Genomic DNA, 20,980 nt, shown 5'->3' with positions numbered 1-20,980 from the left:
CTCCGCTCTGGAAAGGAATCCGTGATGTCCTCGAACGAATGGTCCAGACGCCAAGCGCTCCGTGTGCTCGGAGGGGCCGCCGCGCTGACCGCACTGCCTGCCGGGTTCGTGCTCGCCAACGCGGGCCCGGCCTTCGCCGAGACCGGCCCGCCGGAAACGGGACTGCCGGACACCGCCAGGGGGCGGGCGGTATGGCAGTACAAGATCGGCGGCAAGGCGGTCCGCCGTGAGGGGAAGACCGCGCTGCTCGGTTCGGACGCGGACATCACGGATTTCCTGAACAACCGGCTCCAGTACGCCATCGACGAGGACAACCGGTTCGCCCTCTTCGCCGCGCTGCCTTTCGCGGGCCGCGCGGCCACCACCGGGATCGGCACCGCCCTGTCCGGCGGCAGCGCCGCGATGTCGGCCTTTCTGCGGGACGGCTACGGCGCCGCGGTCACCGAGGACAAACGGGTCGAGGTACTGACCATCAAGAACACGGGTGGGACCGCGGTGCAGCGGGCGGCGACCAGCGCACTGAACACCAACACCCTGGCCGCCTTCACCGCGTTCATCGAGACCGGCCAGTACCCGGCCCACGACGAGGACGCCAGGCTCCTCGTCTTCACCATGCTCAACACCGGGTCACCGCAGGTGAAGCTCTACGCCCAGCGGGCGCTCGACGCCGGTACCCCCGAAGCCGTCGACTGGTTCCTGCGCACCGGCCAGTACATCGCCCGCGCCCGCGACGAAGAGTCCGCCACCATCCAGCAGCTGGTCGGGATCGTCGAACGGGAAGGCCGTATCGCGCAGCGGTGCACGGATCAGGCCGTTGCCCTGTCCAACGCCGCGAAGGAGGCCGCGGCCAAGGCGAAACAGGCCGCGCTCGCCGCGCTGGACGAAGCCCGCGCCGCGCAGAACGACGTGCGCCGCTCGGCGAAGGCGGCCAACGCCGCCGCCCGCGCGGCGAAGAACGCGGCCTCCTGCGCGGCCACCGCGATCAGCGCCTCCCGTGCCGCCCAGCAGGCCGCGCGCCGCGCCGCGTACGCCTCCCAGGCCGCCGCGCACGCCACCGCCGCGGCGGGCCAGGCGGCCGCTCGCGCGTACAACGCCGCTATTTCCGCGTCCAAGAACGCGAGCGCGGCGGCCGCCGCACGACAGGCCGCCGCCACCGCCCGCAACGCCGCCGGGCAGGCGCGGAACGCCGCGCGGGCCGCCGAGCAGGCACGGATCGCCAGCTGGAGCGCGGTCTCGGCAGGGACCTCGGCCGCGGCCGCCGCCACCGACGCGGCTTCGGCGGCGAACGCGTCGGCCGATGCCGCGTCGGCCGCCGGGGTGGCACAGGCCGAAGCCGCGGAAGCCCGTCAGGCCGCGGCCGAGGCCACGGCCGCGGCGGCGCGCGCCAACCGTGCGGCGACCGCCGCACGGTCATTCGCCCAGCAGGCCTCATCGGCGGCCGCTGCCGCACGCGACGCCGCGAACAGCGCGGCCGACCACGCGGACGCCGCGGCGGCCGCCGCCGAGGAGGCCGCCAACCACGCCGGTCAAGCGATCGACTACGCCAACAGGTCCACGGCGGCCGCCCAGCGTGCCGTCACCGCGGCCAACCTGGCCATGGACACGGTCAACCAGGCGCGGGCCGTCGAGAAGGCGGCCAGGGACGCCGAGACCGCCTCGCTGGCCGAGGAGACCGAACTCGGCGTCGAACTCGCCCAGCGGGACGCGCGGGAGGAGGCGGACGAACGGGCCAGGATCGCCCGGCAGCAGACGCAGAACGCACTGACCGACGAGGCGATCCGCACCTTGATCGCCGACGCCGAAACCGTGATGCGCGCCGGCGACACCGGCCGCGCGGCCACGCTGGGACGGCAGGCCGCGCTCCAGTTGATCACGAACGGGCTCACCAGAAGCTGGACCAGGTCGGCGGCGGAGTTCGCCGTCGCGGGCGGTGACGAGGACGTGCTGGTCTGGCTGAGCGCCGACCGGCTGCTGTCACAGCGGCAGGACGACGCCGAATCCGTCGCCGCCGTGGCCGGTGTGTCGACGATGCCGGTGGCCACCGCCGCCGCCCAGGCGCTGGAGGCCGACAATCCCGGGGCGGTCACCGAATTCCTCACGACCGGCGCGATCAACGCCGCGGCGGAGGACAACAGACGGACGATCTTCGCCATTCTCGCCGACAATCCCGGGACAGCGGTGCGTACCGCCGCGGAGGCGGCGCTGAACGACGGATCGGCCGCGGCGTCGCACCGGTTCCTCAAGGTGACCATCGTCGACGCGGCCGCCGAGGACGACCAGGTCGAGGCGTACCGGCTGCTCAACGAGGGCGGCCCGTACACGAAAGCGGCGGCGAAGATCGCGCTCGCGGGCACCACGAACATGCGCCGCGGTTTCGTCGCCGGTACCCAGTTCGACACCACCCAGCTCGACCACGACTGGGCTACGCACGTCGCCGCGATCCGGGCGGCCATCGCCCACGCGGCCAGGATCGCGTCGGATGCGCTGGCGAACGCCGCCCTCGCTTCCAAAGCCGCCGCCGAGGCCAGGAAGGCCGCCGCCGAAGCGGTCACCTGGGCCAACCGGGCAGCCGGGTACGCGGCGGACGCCCAGCGCTCGGCCACCGAAGCCGCGAACAACGCCGCCGCCGCCGAGCAGTCCGCCGCGGACGCCCGGCGCTCCGCCGACCAGGCGGCGGCCGCGGCCGCCGTCGCGAACAAGGCGCGGCGGTCGGCGAACTCCTCGATGCTGCGCGCGTTCGACTGTGCCGACCGAGCGGTCAGCTTCGCCTACAAAGCCCAGGCCTCCGCGAACAGCGCCCGCGCGTCCGCCATCCAGGCCGGTCGAGACGCCGCGGCGGCGGCGGAGGAGGCGAGCCGCGCCCGGCACATCGTCATCCTGGCCGCGGAAGCCGAGGCCGCGCTCGCGGCGCAGAGAGCGGCGAGGGACGACAGCGAGGATCCCAACGCGCACGGCGACTCGTCGATCATCGGGATGTGGCAGAACAACCCTGATCGGCTCCTGGAAGAATCGGCGAAGTTCTTCGACAACCTCTCGGACTGGGCCGGCCTGATCTCCACAGGCGCCAGTCTCGGCGCGATGGTCTTCGCGTTGAACCTGCCACTCGCCGGCACTCTCGCCGTCATCGGCACCGCCGCCAAGGTCGTGTCCGTCGCTTCCGGATTCCTCGCGGCAGGCTCGTCCGGCATGCGTTATGGCTGGGAAAGCACGGAGTTCCACACGGCTCTCGGCAAGGCGATGGTGAACACCGTCCTCACCGGAGTCGGCGCGATCAAGATCATCAGCGGCGTCCTGCCGCCAGGCTGGTCGGGCGTCCCGAAGCAATTGATCGAGCGCCATTACGAAAAAATCGGCTCAGTGACGTGGGACGCGTTCGAAGGCACCTTCGGCTGGCTGCACCGCCTCTTCAACCCCTGATCTCCGGTGACCGGACGGGCCGGGTCCCTCACTCATCGAAGGACCCGGCCCGCCGGGCGTTTTCGACCAATTTCGATCAAAATCGTCGGCGAACCACGGATTTCGGCGTCGAACCCGCTCTATCATCCGCGAAATGGACCCTCGTCCGAGTTCGCTACTGAGTGAGGCGCGGCGGAACGCCGGGCTCACCCAGGAGGAGTTGGCGGAACGCACCGGGCTCACGGTGCGCAGCATCAGCAACATCGAGCGCGGCCGGGTCGCCCGGCCACGGCGCCATTCGGTGGAGGCACTGGCGCTGGGGCTGGGTCTCCAGGGCGAGCAAGCGAGCCGGTTCGTTCGGCACTATTGCCCGGACGCGGTGTCGTCCCCGAGAACGCCGGTCGCTTCTGTGCCCGCGCAGCTGCCCTCGGGCATCACGTCGTTCATCGGGCGGCAGCGGGAGATCGACGCGCTCGACGCCCTCCTAGGCGAAGGGGACGGCAGGGGCGTTGTCGTGGCGGTACTGGAAGGCATGGCCGGGGTCGGCAAGACCTCCTTGGCCGTGCAGTGGGCGCAGCGGGTCAAACAGGACTTCCCCGACGGGCAGTTGTTCGCGAACCTGCGTGGGTACGGGCCGGGCGCGCCCGCCGACCCTGGCGAGGTGCTGCGGTCGTTCCTGCGGGCGCTCGGCGTGCCCGTGGCGGACGTGCCCGCCGACCTCGACGACCGGGCCGCGTTGCTGCGCAGTGAGCTGGCGGGCCGCTCGGTCCTCATCGTGCTGGACAACGCCCGCTCGGCGGACCAGGTCCGGCCGCTCCTGCCCGGCCACGCGGGCTGCGCGGTGGTGGTGACGAGCCGCTCGGCACTGCACGGGCTGACGATCAGCGCCGACGCGCACCGGGTGCCGGTGCCGCTGCTGACCGAGCAGGAGTCGTTCTCCCTGCTCGACCGGCTGGCGGGTCCCGGACGAAGATTCGCCGACCGCGGCACGCTCGCCGACATGGTGTCGGGATGCGGCGGCCTGCCTCTCGCCCTGCGCATCGTCGGTGAGCGGCTCGCGCACAACCGGAACCTGGCGAACGTGGCGTCCTCGATGCGCCCGGCCGGGAACCGGCTCGCCGCACTGACCACCGAAGAGAAGACCACCTCACTGCCCTCCGTGCTGTCCTGGTCCTACGACGCGCTGCCCGGCGATGTGGCCTCTGGCCTGCGTCTGCTCGGACTCCATCCCGGGCCGCACTGGGATACCGCCGCCGCGGCGGCGCTGCTGGGCACGGATCCGCCGGAGACCCACCGGCTCCTCGACGCGCTCGTCGACAGCCACCTGCTGCTGGCGCACCGCGCGGACGGCAGGTTCGAATTCCACGACCTGGTCCGCGACTACGCGCGCAGCCGTGCCGACGAGGAACCGGTGGAGCGGCGATCGGCGGCCCTGCGCCGCCTCGCCGAACACTGTGTGGCCAGGGCGGTCGACGCGGCCGGGTCGATGACGGCGGGCGATCCCAACCGAAGACCCCTGCTCACCCCGATCACCGAGAACGTCGTGTTCACCGGCGCCGAGGACGCGGCGACCTGGCTGGCGGCGGAGCTGCCCACCTTGATCGCCATCGCGGAACAGTCGTCGGCCACCGGCGACACCTACGCCCGCGACCTCTCGACCGTGCTGTGGCAGGCATTGCGGATGCACGGTCACTACGGCGCCCTGCGCACACTGCACCGTCTCGCGCTCACCGAGGCGCAGCAGGCGCGCGACGCCATCGGTACCCAGCAGGCGCTCGTCGATCTGGCCGCGATCTGCGCCAGGCTCGGCCATTTCGACGAGGCGGTGACGCACTTGACCCGCTGCCTCGACGTCGACGGGAGCCCGGTCGTCGCCGGCCGCGCGCTGAACACCCTCGGCACCGTGTACGCGCAGCTGGGCCGCTACGCCGCCGCGGCCGACCACTTGAGCAGGGCGGTCACGGTTTCCCAAGAGACCGGTGACCGCCTCAACGAGGGACGCTCGTTGTCCAACCTCGGCTTCATCCACGAACGCCGGGGCGAACTGGACGCCGCTCTCGACTGCTATCGGCAGTGCCTGACCATCTCCCAGCGCATCGGTGACCGGTTGAGCGAGGCGATCTCGCTGCACAATCTCGGGGACGTGTACCGCGCACTGGGCCGGTGGACGGAAGCCCACGACCACCTCCAGCGGTCGTTGACGGTCAGCAGGGCCGAGGGCCACCGGGAGGCCGAAGGGTACGCACTGGCCTATCTCGGGCTGGTGCACCTCCGGCAGGGCGACGCGGCAGCGGCCCGCCTGCATCAGGAGGCGGCACTCGACATCGCGGTGACGACCGGCATCCGGCCGCTGGAGACCCTCGTGCACAACGGGCTCGCGGACAGCGCGCTGGCGTGCGGCGACCGGCCGGCCGCGCTGGCGCACTACACGCGGGCCGCCGAACTCGCCCGGCTCACCCGCGAACCGCATGAGGAGGCCCGCGCGCTGACCGGAATCGCCGCGACCCACGACGACGTCGGTGCTCCGGACAAGGCCAGGCCGTACCGCGAACGCGCGCGGTCGCTGTACGACGCGATGGGCATCGCGATGGTGTCTTCGTGACCGGAACTTGCCGTCCGCATTGTTCCGGTCGGAGTTCCTGGACCAAGGGCCGAACCGGAAGTTCAATCTGCCGAGGCCGGCGAAGTCCGGCCGGGTCATGAGGGGGTTCAGCGGGTTGCGGGTAGATCTGGGTGTGTTCGACCGGGTACACGAGGCGTTCGAGGAGCAGGCGAGAAGGACACCCCACCGCTGTGCGCTCGTCGCGGGTGACGAGCGGCTGAGCTACGCCCGGCTGGACGAAGCCGCGAACACGGTCGCGCACGCCCTGCTCCGCCGCGGGGTGGCACGCGGCGACCTGGTCGGTGTGTGCCTGCGCCGCGGGCGGTGGCTGGTGCCCGCGCTGCTGGGGGTGCTGAAGGCGGGGTGTGCATACGTCCCGCTGGACCCGTCCGCTCCCCCGGCGCACGGCGCGTCGGTCGTCGCGGATTCCGGGCTGTCGCTGGTGGTGGCGGACGAACCGGGTCCGGCCGCGCTCGCGGACGCCGACGTGCCGGTGCTGGCCGTCGCAGACGTCGCCGCATCACCCACGACCTCCCCCGGTATCCCCGGTTCCGGCGCGGACCTCGCGTACGTGATCTACACGTCCGGTTCCACCGGCAGGCCGAAGGGTGTCCAGGTCGAGCATCGCAACGTGCTCGCGTTGCTGGCCTGGGCGGCCGCGACCTACAGCGACGACGAACTGCGTGGCGTACTCGGCGCCGCGTCGGTCTGCTTCGACGCGTCCGTCGCCGAGGTCTTCCCGCCGCTGGTGACCGGCGGGAGCCTGGTGCTCGCCGAGAACCTGCTCGCGCTGCCCGGGCTGGCCGCGCGGGACGAGGTGACGTTCGTACAGGGCGTGCCGTCCGTGCTGGCGGTGCTGGCGCGCACACCGCTGCCGCGTTCGGTGCGGACCGTCGCGATCGCGGGCGAGGCACTGCACCGGTCGCTCGTCGACCGCCTTTACGCCAACAAGGGCGTGCGGCGGATCGTGAACTGCTACGGCCCGACCGAGGCGACGGTGAACTGCTCGTGCCACGAGGTCGGCCGGGACGAGCGGGACGACCCGCCGATCGGCACACCGCTGCCCGGCGCCGCGTTCTCGGTGCGGGACACCGACGGTCGCGCGCTCGGCGACGACGAGGTCGGTGAGCTGTGGGTCAGCGGAGCGCTCGTGACCCGCGGGTACCTGGGGCAGCCGGAGCTGACCGCCGAGAAGTTCGTGGTCGACTCCCGCGGCGTCCGGCACTACCGCACCGGTGACCTGGTTCGGTGCCGCGACGGCGTGCACCACTTCGTCGGCCGCGCCGACGACCAGGTGAAGGTGCGCGGCTTCCGGATCGAGCCGGGACAGGTCCAAGCGGCGCTCCTCACCCATCCGGCCGTCGGCAACGCCGTGGTGCTCGCGCCTGCCGACGAACACGGGGAGCGCAGGCTCGTCGGGTTCGTCGAACCGGCCGGTGACGAGCTGTCCGAGCCGGAACTGCTGCGCTGGCTGCGATCTCGGCTGCCCGCGCACCTGGTGCCGTCACGGATCGCCGTGCTCGACGCGATCCCGCTCGGCACGACCGGGAAGGCGGACCGGACCGCGCTGGCGGCGTGGGTGTTCGACCGCGGCGACACCGAGTACGCCGCCCCGCGCACCGAGACCGAGCGGCTGGTCGCCGAGGTGGTCGCGGCCGCGTTCGGGCTGCCGGGAATCGGCGTGCACGACCGGTTCTCCGAGTCGGGCGGGCACTCCCTCGCCGCGGCGCGCGCGGTCACGCGGCTACGGGAGAGCACCGGCCGGGTGGTGACGCTGGCGGAATTCCTCTCCGACGGCACGGTGGCGGCGGTCGCCCGGCGGCTTGCCGACGCCCCGGCCGCGGCGCCCTCGGTGGCGCTGGAGGCACATCCGGGCCGGGAGGTCTACCCGCTGACCAGCACGCAACGAGATCTGTGGACGCTCGCCCAGCTCGGCTCGACCGGCACCGCGACGACGGTCGCGTGGCGGCTGCGGCTGCGCGGCCGGGTTTCGGTGCCCGCACTGCGGGCCGCCGCGGACGGGGTCGTGGCGCGGCACGAGGTGCTGCGCGGCACGATCGGTGACCACGACGGCGAACCGGTCATGGTGGTGGGCCCGCCGGTGCGGGTCCCGATCGACGTGCACGACCTGCGTGGGCTCGCCGACGCGGACCGCCGTGCCGGGGAACTGGCCGCGGCCGCCGCCCGGCACGCGTTCGACCTCACCCAGGACACGCCGCTCCTGCGGATCACGCTGCTCCGCTTCGCCGACGACGTGGCCGACCTGGTCGTCGTGTCCGACCACATCGCCACCGACGGCGCGTCCATCGGCGTGCTCATGGCGGAACTGGCCGGTGCGCCCGCGGCCCCCTTCGCGCAGGTCGGTGCGGTGGCGTTGCGGGAACGCGCGCTCGCCGAGGTGCCCGGTGAACGAGACCGGCTGGCGGCGTACTGGTCGGGAGAGCTGGCGGGAGCGATCCCGCCGGACGCCCTGTTCGACCGCGTCGTGCACGGTGGGCGGCGTTTCGAAGGGGAGCGGATCAGCACGCCACTGCCCGAGTCGCTGGGGTCGGCCGTGCGTGCGCTCGCCGAATCGACCGGGGTGACACCGTTCGCGGTGTACCTGTCGGCGGTGGGGGTGCTGGTCGGCGAACTGGTGCGGGGCAAGGACGTGCTGCTGGGAATGGCGGCCGCGCACCGGGACCTGCCCGAGCTCGAACACACCGTCGGGCCGCTGGTCGACGTCCTGCCGGTCCGGTTACGGCTCGAGGCGGACACGTCGTTCCGCGACCTGCTGCGCGCGGCCATGACCACGGCGGCGCACGCCATCGACCATCGGGGCCTGCCCAGCGGTGAACTCGCCGAGTCGTGGGGCGGCGACCGGCCCGCCGGGGTACCGCTCACGCCGGTGTCGATCGCGGTGCAGCCGGACGGCATCCCGCTGTCGGCGCACGGGCCGGACACGCGACTGGACCTGCTCGGCGAGCTGCCGACCGGCGGTAGCCACACTCCGCTGACGGTGTTCGTGAACGCCCACGCCGGTGGCGCCGAGCTGATCGTCGAGCACGACCCGTCGTGGCTCGCCCCCGCGCGCGCCCGCTGGTTCACCCGTTCCCTGCTGCACCTTCTGCACGCCGCGGTGTCCGCACCGGACATCGCCCTGTCCGCGACGGCACCGGCGGCGGACGGGGAACTCGCCGAGCTGACGACGTGGGGAACCGGCCCCGCCCTGCCCGCCGACGACGCGGGTGGCGTGCCGGAAGCGGTGTGGCGCAACGCTTCGAGGACACCGGACGCGGTCGCGGTGTCGGCTGCGGGTGGGCAGCTGACGTACGCGGAACTGGTGGGCCACGCCGATCGGATCGCGCGCGTACTCGCCGCGTCCGGGGTGGCGGCCGGGGACACGGTCGGAGTGTGCCTGCCGCGCGACGAGTTCCTGCCCGCCGCGTTGCTCGCCGTGTGGCGGGCGGGTGCGGGATATCTGCCACTCGACACCGAGCAACCCGTCGCCAGACTGGCCCAGCTCGCGAGTGAGGCGGGGCTGCGCGTCGTGCTCACGCGGGGCAGCGTCCAGCCGATGGCGTCAGAGGTCGCCGACGCCGTACAGGACCTGCGCGTGGTCGATGCCGACCGAACCGACGGAGCACCCTTCGAGCCGGTGCTGCCGGACGGCGACGCGCTCGCCTACGTGCTGTACACCTCGGGGTCGACGGGGCGGCCCAAGGGTGTCGAGATCAGCCACGCGAACCTGCACGCGTTCGTCCGGTCCCGCGGACTCCGCCCCGGCATGACGCGGGACGACGCGATGCTCGCGCTCGCACCGCTCGCCTTCGACGTGTCCGCCGAGGAACTGTGGTGGCCGCTCACCACCGGCGCGCGCTGCGTCGTCGCCGACCGCGACACCGCCGTCGATGGTCACCGGCTCGCGCGGCGGATCGCCGAGAGCGGCGTCACGGTCGTCGACCTGACCCCCACGAGCCTGCGGATGCTGCTCGCCGCGGGCTGGCCGGGTGACCCCGGGCTGCGGCTGCTGCTCGGCGGCGAGGTGCTCGACCCCGACCTCGCCGCGCGGGCCCTGCCGCTGGTCGGCGAGCTGTGGAACGGCTACGGCCCGACGGAGACCACGGTCGCGGCGACCGCGCACCGGGTCACCGGCCACGACCGGGACCGGGTCCCGATCGGTTCGCCGACGCCAGGAGCCCGGCTGTACGTCATGGACGAGGCGGGCAGGCTCGCGCCGCCCGGCGCGATCGGTGAGCTGTGGATCGGTGGCGCCGGTGTCGCGACCGGCTACCGGGAACGGCCCGAGCTGACCGCGTCCGCGTTCGTCGCCGACCCGGTGCGGCCGAGCGAGCGCTGCTACCGCACCGGTGACCTGGTCCGGTGGCGGCCAGACGCGACGCTGGAATTCCTCGGCCGCGCCGACGATCAGGTGAAGGTGCGCGGCAACCGGTTCGAGCTCGGCGAGATCGAGTCGGTGCTGCGCGGACTGTCCGATGTGGACGACGCGGCGGTGGCGGTGGCCGCGGACGGCGTGGACGCGCACGTGATCGGCTACCTCACCCCCGCGACCGTCGACGCGGCGGCCGTCGAGCGACAGCTGCGGCGGCTGCTACCCGTCTACATGGTGCCGAGTTCGTGGTGCACCCTGGACGCGCTCCCCTTGCTGCCCAACGGAAAGCTCGACCGGCGCGCGCTACCGCCGGTGCCCGTCGCCCCACCGGCCGCGGCCGCGCCGTTGTCCGATGCCGAGGCGGTGGTCGCGCAGGTGTGGCGCGAATGCCTCGAACTCGACGAGGCGATCGGCCCGGACAGCGACTTCTTCGCGCTCGGCGGCCGATCGCTGGCGGCGACCCGGGTGGTCGGTCTCCTGCACACCCGGCTGAGACGCCGGATCACCGTCCGCATGGTGTTCGACCACCCGGTGCTCACCGACTTCACCGCACGGCTCGAGAAGGAAGTCACCTTCGACGAACGCCCGCTCGTCGCCCGCGCGGACCCGGCCGCGCCCGCACCGTTGTCGCCGGCGCAGCGCATGCTGTGGTTCGCGGCGAAGCTCGACCCGGGCAGCGCCGCCTACAACTCCCCCACCGTGCTGCGGATCCATGGCGCACTGGACGAGTCGCGGCTGTACCGCGCGGTCCGTGCGCTCACGGCGCGCCACCACGTGCTGCGCAGCCGGTTCACCGAGATCGACGGGGAGCCGGTCGCGCTCCTCGGCCCGGTCGATACCGTTCCGGTGTCCACTGTAGACATCGGAGAGCCGGAGACGGACGCGGCGGTGGCGGCCGAGATCCGGCGGCCGTTCACGCTGGACGCCGCGCCACCGCTGCGCGTGGTCCTGTTCCGGCTCGCACCGGACCACCACGTGCTGACCGTCACCTGCCACCACATCGCCACCGACGCGGTCTCCCAACGGCTCCTGTTGTCCGAAGTGGACTGGTTCTACCGCACCGAACCCGACGACTGGCCGACACCACCGGCACTCCAGTACGCCGACCACGCCACGTGGGAACGCGAACGGGACCGATCCGAGGGGCTCGACTGGTGGGAACGGCGGCTCGCGGACCTGCCCGCGCTGCGGCTGCCTGCCGACCGGCCCCGCCCCGCCATCGCCGACTGGACCGCGGACGAGGTCCCGGTGCGACTGCCATCGGCGATCGCGGACCGGATCCGCGCACTGGCGAACGACGCCGGGACCACGCCGTTCACGATCCTGCTCGCGACCTGGCAGCTGCTGCTCGCACGGCTGGCCGGGGTACGGGACCTCGCGGTCGCGGTGCCGCACAGTGGTCGCCGCTCCGCCGAACTGGCCGGGATGGTCGGCTTCTTCGTCAACACCGTGGCCGTCCGTGCCGACCTCGGGGCCGGCGTCCGGTCGGGCCTCGACCTCGTGGCCAGGGCGCGCGACGCGGTACTCGACGCGTTCGCGCACGCCGACGTGCCGTTCGACGAGGTCGTGCGGCGGCTCGCACCGGAGCGGGACGCGGCGAGCACCCCGGTGTGCCAGGTGATGATGAACGTCCTCGACGAGCAGGCGACCGCGGCGCTCGGCGACCTGGCCGTGACGGTGCTGCCGCAACCGGTCGCCACCGCGCTGTACGACCTGAACCTGGACCTCGCCGGCACCGGGGACGGCTACACAGGCAGGCTCGTGTTCCGCAGCGACCTGTTCGACCGGACCACGATCGAACGCTGGGCCCGCTGGTACGGCACCCTCCTGGACCGGCTCACCGCCGATCCGGGCGCCACACTGTCCACACTGGACATCCTGGACGACGCGGACCGTGCCGCGCTGCTCGCCTGGGGCACCGGAAAACCGTTGCCCGCCACGCGAACCGTGGTCACCGATGTGCTCGCGCAACGGCCGGACGCGGTGGCGACGTCGTCGCCTGCCGGGCGACTGTCCTATGCGGAACTGGCCACCTGGTCGGCACAGGGCGCCCGCGGTCTGCTCGCCGCGGATGTCACCACCGGTGATGTGGTCGGCGTTTGCCTGCCCCGCGACGAATACCTGCCCGCCGGGCTGCTCGCGGTGTGGCGGGCGGGTGGCGCGTACCTGCCGCTGGATCCCGGCCATCCCGCCGACCGGATCGCGGCGCTCGCCGCCGACGCCGGGGTCCGGGTCGTCGCCGCCCGCGGCCACGCGCTGGACGGCGCGGGCGCCGCGCTGCCGCACCTGACCGTCGTGGACCTCGACGCCCCCGGCACGGACACCCGCGCGCTGCGTGAGCCAAGCCAGGACGATCTCGCCTACGTCCTCTACACATCCGGCTCGACCGGCAAGCCGAAGGGCGTCGCGGTCACGCACGGGAACCTCGCCGCGCTGGTCCACGCCTTCCGCGAAGTCACCGACGTGCGGGCTGCCGACACGTGGCTCGCGGTGGCGCCGCTCGTGTTCGACACGGCCACCGGCGAGATCTGGACGACGCTGACCGCGGGCGCGCACTGCGCGATCGCCGACCGGGACTGCGCCGTCGACGGTCACGCCCTGGTGCAGCGGCTCGTCGCGACCGGCGCGACCCGGTTCAACCCGACACCGACCACCTTGCGGATGCTCATCGCCGCCGGACTTCCCGATCTGCCGGGACTGCACGTGTTCTCCGGCGGTGAAGCCCTCGACGCCGCACTGGCGCGGCAGCTCACCGCCCGGGTCGCGAGCCTGCGCAACTGCTACGGCCCCACGGAGACCACCATCACCGCGACCACCCATCTCGTGACCACCGCAGACCTGGCCGCCGACCGGCCGATCCCGATCGGCGGACCGATCGGCGGCACGCTGCTCACGGTGGCCGACCCGTTCGGCCAGGCCGCGCTTCCCGGCGCGGTCGGCGAGTTGCGCATCGGCGGCGCCGGCGTGACACCGGGCTACCGGGACCGCCCCGAGCTGACCGCGGCCGCCTTCGGCATCGACCCGGTGCACGGGGCCCGTTCCTACCGCACCGGCGACCTGGTCCGCTGGCGCGCCGACGGCGTGCTGGAGTTCCACGGCCGCGCCGACCACCAGGTGAAGATCCGCGGCAACCGGGTGGAACTCGGCGAGGTGGAACACGTGCTGCGCACGGTCCCCGGAGTGACCGACGCGGTGGTCGTCGTGCGCGCCGGGGAAGGCGAACCGCATCTCGTCGGCTACCTCACCCCGTCCACTGTGGACACCGAGACGGTGGCGGCCTTGCTGCGCGGCCGATTGCCCGACTACGCGGTGCCGCACCGGTGGGTTTCGCTCGACGCGTTCCCGGTCACCGCGACCGGCAAGGTGGACCGCGCCGCACTGCCCGCACCCTCGGCGTCGTCGAGGCCGAACAGCCCGCCCGCGTCGGCGGTCGAGGAACTCATCGCGATGACCTGGGCCGACGTTCTCGGCCGGGACCGGGTCGGCGCGCTGGACGACTTCTTCGGTCTTGGCGGACATTCGCTCGCCGCGACCAAGGTCGTCGGCCGCCTCGGCGAGGCGCTCGGTTTCCCCGTCCCGGTGCGGTGCCTGTTCGACCGGCCGGTGCTGCGGGAGTTCGCCGAGGAACTGGAACGGATCGCGATGACCGCGCTGGCGGACGGCAGCGCCGATGTCCCGGCAGGGAGCACGGCATGACGGATTCACTGGTCACTCCCGCGCAGCGACGCCTGCGCGAATTGCTCGCCGACCGCGCCACCGCCGCACTGCGTGGCGGCGCCCCCACCGCGGAGCCCGTCATCCCCCGGCTCCCCCGTGACGGGTCGCCGGTGCCGCTGTCGCCCGCGCAGGCCAGGCTGTGGTTCCTGGCCCGCTTCGAACCCGGCGGCCACGCCTACAACCTGCCGCTCGTGCTCGAACTGACGGGCCCGGCCGACGAATCCGCGCTGCTCGCCGCGGTCCGTGACGTCGCCGACCGCCACGACGTGCTCCGCGGCGTGTACCGGGAGATCGACGGCGAGCCGATGCGGTGCGCCGGGCTCGCCGTCCCGGTGTCCACTGTGGACGTCACGGCGGAGGAGCTGGACGCCGCGGTGGCCGCCGAGGCCATCCGTCCGTTCGCGCTCGAGGACGGGCCACCGATGCGGGCCGTGGTGTTCCGGGTCACCGCCGAGCGGCGGGTGCTGTCCTTGACGTTCCACCACATCGCGATGGACGCCCCGTCGGTCGCCGTCGTGCTCGACGACCTCGCCGCCTGTTACGCGGCCCGCCTCGGCGTCCGCGACGTGCCGCCGCCACCGGCTCTTCAGTACGCGGACCTGGTGGCGTGGAACGGTTCCACGCCGGACACCGCCGAGGCCGACCTGGATTGGTGGCACGAACGGCTCGCCGGGCTCCCACCGGTGCTGGAGCTGCCGACCGACCGGCCTCGTCCGGCCGTGGCCGGGGACGAGGGCGCTGAGGTCCGTGTCGAGGTGCCCGCCGCGCTCACCGCGCGGCTTCGGGAGATCGGCCGCACCACCGGTGCCACCCCGTTCATGGTGTTCCTGGCGTGCTGGCAGACCCTGCTCTCCAGGCTGGCCGGGACGACCGACGTGCCGGTGGGTGTGCCGGAGTCCGGACGGCGCCACCCGGACGCCGAACGGGTCGTCGGCTGCTTCGTCGACACGCTGGTGCTGCGCACCGACCTGGCCGGGGCGGCCACCGGCCGCGAGCTGCTGGCAGCCGCCCGGGACACGGTGCTCGACGCGTTCGCGCATACGGACGTGCCGTTCGAGCGGATCGTGGAGCGGGTCGCGCCCCGACGCGGGCTCGACGCGTCGCCGGTCTTCCAGGTCATGCTCAACGTGCTCGACGAACCGTCGCGGGCACCCGAACTGCCCGGACTGGCGACCCGCGTCACCGAACCGCCGGTGCGCGGCGTCAAGTTCGACCTGAACCTCGCGCTGTCCCGGTCCGGCGACGGCTATTCGGGCGGGCTCGCCTACCGCACCGACCTGTTCGACCGGGGCACCGCGGACCGGATCGCCCGCTGGTTCGTCACGCTCGTCGACGGGATCACCGCGGACCTCGACCGGCCGGTGTCCGAGGTGCCGATCGAAGTCGTCACCGCCCCGGTGCTGGCGGGACCGGCCCCGGAGCGGACGGAGCTCCGCCCGGTGCACATGCTGATCGAAGACACCGTCGACCGCTGCCCGGACCGGGTCGCCGTGGTCGGCGCGACCGGCACGCTCACCTACCGGCAGCTCGACGAACGCGCCAACCGGATCGCGCACCGGCTGCGGGCGCTCGGCGTGCGCGCCGACGAGCCGGTCGGACTGCTGCTCGAACAGGGCACGGACGTGGCGTGCGCGGTACTGGGCATCATGAAGTCCGGCGGCGCGTACCTGCCGATGGACACCACCTACCCGCAGGCGCGGGTGGCCGCCATCCTCGCCACCGCGGGCGCGCGGATCCTGCTCGCCGAACCCGGCCTCGACATCACCGTTCCCGGCGTCACCGTCCTGACGGTCGACGACGCGGTCGCTGCCCGGCCAGGCACCCGGCCGGACGTCCCGGTCGCGGGCCACGACCTGATCCACGTGATCTTCACGTCCGGTTCGACCGGTGCGCCGAAGGGAGTCGCGGTCGAGCACCGCAACGTCGCGCACTACCTGTCGGGCATGCTGCCCCGGCTCGGCGACGTGGCGGGCGCGTCGTTCGCGGTCGTCTCCACCCCGGCGGCCGACTTCGGCCTCACCTGCGTGTACGGCGCGCTGACCACCGGCGGCACCGTCCACCTGGTCGAGCGGGACACCGCGATGGACCCGGAGTCCTTCGCCGGGTACCTGGCCGAGCACCCGGTCGACGTGCTCAAGTGCGTGCCCAGTCACCTGGAACTCCTTGCCCGGCACGGGGATCTGGCCACCGTGCTGCCGAGGCGGCTGCTGATCCTCGCCGGTGAGGCGTGCCCGTGGTCGCTCGTCGAGCGGGTCGAGGCGGCCCGTCCCGGCCTTCGGGTGCAGAGCCATTACGGGCACACCGAGAGCACGATGATCTCGATGACGTGCGACGTGGCGGCCGTCCCGCCGCACGAACGCACCGGATACGTGCCGCTCGGCACGCCGCTGCCCGGGGTCGTCGGTCATCTCGCCGACGCGCGCGGCGCGGTCGTCCCCGAAGGCATGACCGGTGAACTGGTGATCGGCGGGCCGCAGATCACCCGCGGCTATCTCGGCGACGACACGCAGACCGCGGCCCGGTTCGTGCCCGACCCGCTGGGCACCGGCGTGCGGTGCTTCCGCAGCGGCGATCTGTTACGGGTGCGGGCCGACGGCGCCGTGCAGTTCCTCGGCCGAGCCGACGACCAGGTCAAGGTGCGCGGCCACCGGGTGGAACTGGGCGAGGTCACCGCCGCCCTCCGCGACGTCGACGGGGTGGCCGAGGCCGTGGTGCTGCCGGTCGGCACCGGCCTGGACCGCAGGCTCGCCGCCTGGCTGGTCGGACCGGGGCTCGATGTGGCGACCGTGCGCCGGACGCTGCGAGAGCGCCTCCCGGACTACATGGTGCCCGCCTCGTTGACCGTGCTGGATCGCTTGCCTCTCAACGCGAACGGCAAGATCGACCGGGCCGCGCTGCCGGACGTCGCCGAGCGGGAGCCCGCCGCGCGGAGGCCGGTGGCGACCCCGGCCGAGCGGCTCGTGGCGCGGGTCTGGGGCGATGTGCTCGGGAACGCCGACATCTCCGCTGACGACGACTTCTTCGCCGTGGGCGGTCATTCCTTCGCCGCGGTGCGCGTGGCGGGGCGGCTGGGCGAGACGCTGCGCCGCGACGTCGCCGTGCGCACGGTGTTCGAGCATCCGGTGCTGGCCGATCTCGCCGCCGTACTGTCCGCCGACCCGGGCGGGGTGTTCGGCGGCGCGCCCATCCCCGTGCGGCCGGACCCCGAAGCGCCCGCGCCGTTGTCGTCCGCGCAGGCGCGGCTGTGGTTTCTCGAACTGCTCGGTCCGGGGTCGGCCTATCACGCCGATCTCGTGCTGCGGCTGCGTGGACCGCTGGACGCGGCGGCGATGGCGCTCGCGGTGCGGGACGTCGCCGCTCGGCACACCGTCCTGCGCAGCGTCATCGAGGAGCGGGACGGTACCCCGGTGGCCGTTCCGGTTCCCGCCGACCGCGTTCCGGTGTCCATTGTGGACATGGCCGCCGACCGGGTGGACGCGGCGTGCCGGGCGGAGCTGGCGCGGCCGTTCGCGCTCGACCGGGAGCCGCCGCTGCGGGCCTCGCTGTTCCGGATCGCCGCCGGTGAGCACGTGCTCGCGCTCACCGTGCACCACATCGCGACCGACAACTGGTCGCGCGGCGTCATCGGCGCGGACCTCGCCGACGCGTACGCCGCGCGGCTCGCGGGATCGGCACCGGCCGCGGCCCTGCCCGTCCAGTACGCGGACTACGCCGCCTGGCTGGCCGCCCGCGGGCGCGACGAGGACCTGGACTGGTGGTGCGACCGCCTGTCCGGGCTGCCGCCGCTGCTCACGTTGCCGACCGACCGGCCCCGCCCGGCGGTGGCCGACTGGTCCGGCGGGCACGTCCGGTTCGCCCTCCCCGCCGCGCTCACCGCACGCGTCCGGCAGGTCGCGGCCGAGGCGGGCGTGACGCCGTTCATGGTGCTGCTGGCCTGCTGGCAGGAATTGCTCGGCCGCCGCGCCGGGACCGACGACGTCGCGGTCGGCGTGCCGGAATCCGGGCGGCACCACCCGGACGCCGAGTCGACGGTGGGCTGTTTCGTGAACACGCTCGTGTTGCGCACCGACCTCGGCGGCGACCCGACCGTGCGGGAGTTGCTCGGCCGGTCCCGCGAGACCGTGCTCGGCGCGTTCGCGCACGCCGAGACTCCCCTCGAAGGGATCATCGAGCGGCTGCGGCCGGAGCGGTCCGTGGGCGCGACGCCGATCTTCCAGGTATTGCTGAACGTCCTCGACCAGCCGGCGACGCCGCCGGCCATCCCGGGCGTCGAGGTGACGGCCGTCCGCGACGCGGGCGAGCAGGTGAAGTTCGACCTCAGCATGGTGCTGGTCAACGACGGCGACACCTACCTCGGCGGCCTCGCCTACCGGGCCGACCTGTTCGATGCCGGCACCGCCGACGGGATCGTCGCCGACTTCCAGGCACTCCTGACCGGTTTACTGTCCGATGTGGACCAGCCGGTCGCCGCGGTGGGGCCGGCCCGCTCCGGGTCCCGCCCGGTCACCGAGCCCATTCCCGTGCCGGTGAAGGGTTCACGTGCGCCGGAAACGCCGACCGAGCACCGCGTCGCCCAGGTGTGGGCACAGGTGCTCGATGTGCCCGAAGTCCACGCGGACGACGACTTCTTCGCCCTCGGCGGCCATTCGTTCACCGCGGTCCGCGCGGTCCGGCTGATCGACGAGCGGCTTCGGGTCATCGACCTGTTCCTGCACCCGACCGTCCGCGAACTGGCCGCCCACCTCGACGCCGGTCAGGAGACCGCCGACGGGCGCCTGCTGCACCGCCTCTCCCCCGCCCGCGCGGGCACACCGGACGTGACGCTCGTCTGCGTGCCCTACGGCGGCGGCTCGGCCGCGGTGTTCCAGCCACTGGCCACCGAACTCGCCGCCGCCACACCGGACATCGACCTGCTCGCCGTCGAACTGCCCGGTCACGACGTGGCCCGGCCCGACGAGGCGTTCCGCACCGTCGACGAGATCGTGGACCTGCTGGCCGACGAGATCGCCCGGACCGTCACCGGCCCGGTCGCGCTGTACGGGCACTGCGTCGGCTCCGCGGTGGCCACCGCGCTCGCCGCCCGGCTCGAAGCCGACGGCCGCACCGTGGCCGGAGTGGTCGTGGCGGGCAGCTTCCCCTCCGCACGCCTGCCGGGCAAGCTTTCTGCCTGGCTGCAACGCCGATTCCCGCGCGAACGCTGGGTGGCGGACCGGCTCTACCGGGACACCCTGCGGGCCACCGGCGGACTGCTGGACGACATGGACGAGGCCGCGAGCGCGGCGATGCTGCGGGCGTTGCGGCACGACGCCGGACAGGCACAGGCGTGGTTCGGCCGCGCACTCGACCCGGACGCCGGTGGAAAACCCCGCCTCACGGCTCCGGTCCTGTGCGTGGTCGGGTCGAGCGACCCGGCGACCGAGCTGTACCAGGAGCGGTACCGCGAGTGGGGCGTGTTCGCCGATCGCGTCGAACTGGCCGTGCTGCCCAAGGCCGGGCACTACTTCCTGCGCCACCAGGCCACCGAGGTCGCCGCACTGCTGCATGACCGGCTGTCCCGGTGGGCCGCCGGAGACCTGCCGCCCGAAGTCCACGACGTCCCGGTCGCCGCGACCGCGGCCCGGCGCGGGCTGCGTGCGTTCTACACCGTGGCGGGTGGCCAGGCCGTGTCGATGATCGGCAACGAACTGAGCGCGTTCGCCCTCGGCGTCTGGGCCTACCAGCTCAGCGGCCGCGTCGTCGACCTCGCCTTGGTCATGTTGCTCGCCCGCGTGCCGAGCATGCTGCTGACACCGATCGGCGGCGCGCTCGCCGACCGGGTCGACCGCAGGCGGATCATGCTGTGCTGCGACCTGACGAGCGGCGCGGCGATGGCCGTGCTCGCCGTGCTGTTCGCCTTGGGACGGCTGGATCTCGTGGCGGTGTGCGCGATCGTCGGGGTCATGTCGGTGGCGTCGGCGTTCCACCGGCCCGCCTACCTGGCGGCGATCGCCCAGCTGGTGCCGAAGCCGTACCTGCCGCAGGCCAACGCGCTCGCCGACATGGGCGCCGGTCTCGGCACCGTGCTCGGGCCCGTCCTCGGCGGTGTCCTCATGGGACTGTCCGGGCTGACCGCGGTCGTCGTGGTCGACGTCGCCACGTTCGCGATCGGGGTGCTCACCCTGGTGCTGGTGCGGTTCCCGAACCGGATGTTCTTCACCCGGGCCGAACCGTTCGCGAAGGCGGTCACCGGTGGGTGGAAGTTCGTGCTGCGCCGCAAACCGCTGCTGGTGATGATCGGCTACTTCGCGGTGGTCAACTACTTCACCGCCGTGATGTGGGTGGGGCTCACCCCGCTGGTCCTGTCGATCGGCTCGACGGGTGAACTGGGCGTGGTCAGTGCCGTCGGCGGGATCGGCGCCGCGGTCGGCGCACTCGTCGTGGTCACCTGGGGCGGCACCACACGCCGTGCCACCGGCATGATCGCGTTCGTCATCGGCTCCGGGCTCGGAGTGGCGCTGATGGGGGCGTGGCCGTCGGTGTTCGTGGTCGCGGCAGGCCTGTTCGTGCGGCTGGCGTGCATGAGCATCGGCAACGCGCATTGGCTGTCGATCATCCAGACGAAGGTCGGCCAGCAGCTGCAGGGCCGGGTGCTGGCGATCAACGTCATGCTGGCGACGGCCATGCAACCCCTCGGATTCCTGACCGCGGGACCGCTCGCCGACCGGCTCGGCGGCTTCGCCACGCTGATGGTGGTCTCCGGTGCCGTGCTGGTGGTGTGGGGTGTGCTCGGCCTGCGATACCGGCCGCTGCGCGACATCGAGGACCTGCTGCCGGACGCGGCGCCACCGGCGGAGATCGACGCCGACCTCGGCCGCCTGCAGGCGGTCGCCGACCGGAACCTGGCGCGGTGACGC

4 protein-coding genes are annotated in these 20,980 nt (G+C 73.2%); all 4 read left to right on the top strand.

Annotation, left to right across the window (positions count from 1 at the left end):
• Positions 1 to 24: 24 nt before the first annotated feature.
• The 4 genes from DL990_RS13190 to DL990_RS13175 all read left to right on the top strand — a co-directional run bounded on the left by DL990_RS13190 (position 25) and on the right by DL990_RS13175 (position 20,977).
• Positions 25 to 3,417, top strand: coding sequence for an ALF repeat-containing protein (locus DL990_RS13190; protein ID WP_125798819.1), 3,393 nt, complete (start codon positions 25 to 27; stop codon positions 3,415 to 3,417).
• 133 nt (positions 3,418 to 3,550) lie between these two features.
• Positions 3,551 to 5,998, top strand: a complete 2,448-nt coding sequence (locus tag DL990_RS13185) for a tetratricopeptide repeat protein (protein ID WP_125798818.1) — start codon at positions 3,551 to 3,553, stop codon at positions 5,996 to 5,998.
• Between the two features lie 115 nt (positions 5,999 to 6,113).
• Positions 6,114 to 14,066 carry a non-ribosomal peptide synthetase gene (locus tag DL990_RS13180; RefSeq protein ID WP_158632607.1) on the top strand — a complete coding sequence of 2,651 codons (7,953 nt, stop codon included), beginning with the start codon at positions 6,114 to 6,116 and terminating at the stop codon, positions 14,064 to 14,066.
• Positions 14,063 to 20,977 carry a non-ribosomal peptide synthetase/MFS transporter gene (locus DL990_RS13175; protein WP_125798816.1) on the top strand — a complete coding sequence of 2,305 codons (6,915 nt, stop codon included), beginning with the start codon at positions 14,063 to 14,065 and terminating at the stop codon, positions 20,975 to 20,977. Before DL990_RS13180 ends, DL990_RS13175 begins: the two co-directional genes overlap by 4 nt.
• Positions 20,978 to 20,980: the final 3 nt, after the last annotated feature.

The sequence above is a fragment of the Amycolatopsis sp. WAC 01416 genome (genome assembly GCF_003947485.1).
Lineage (GTDB): Bacteria > Actinomycetota > Actinomycetes > Mycobacteriales > Pseudonocardiaceae > Amycolatopsis.
The sequence above is the reverse complement of the archived record's forward strand: the minus strand, read 5'-3'. Positions and strand labels throughout refer to the sequence as shown.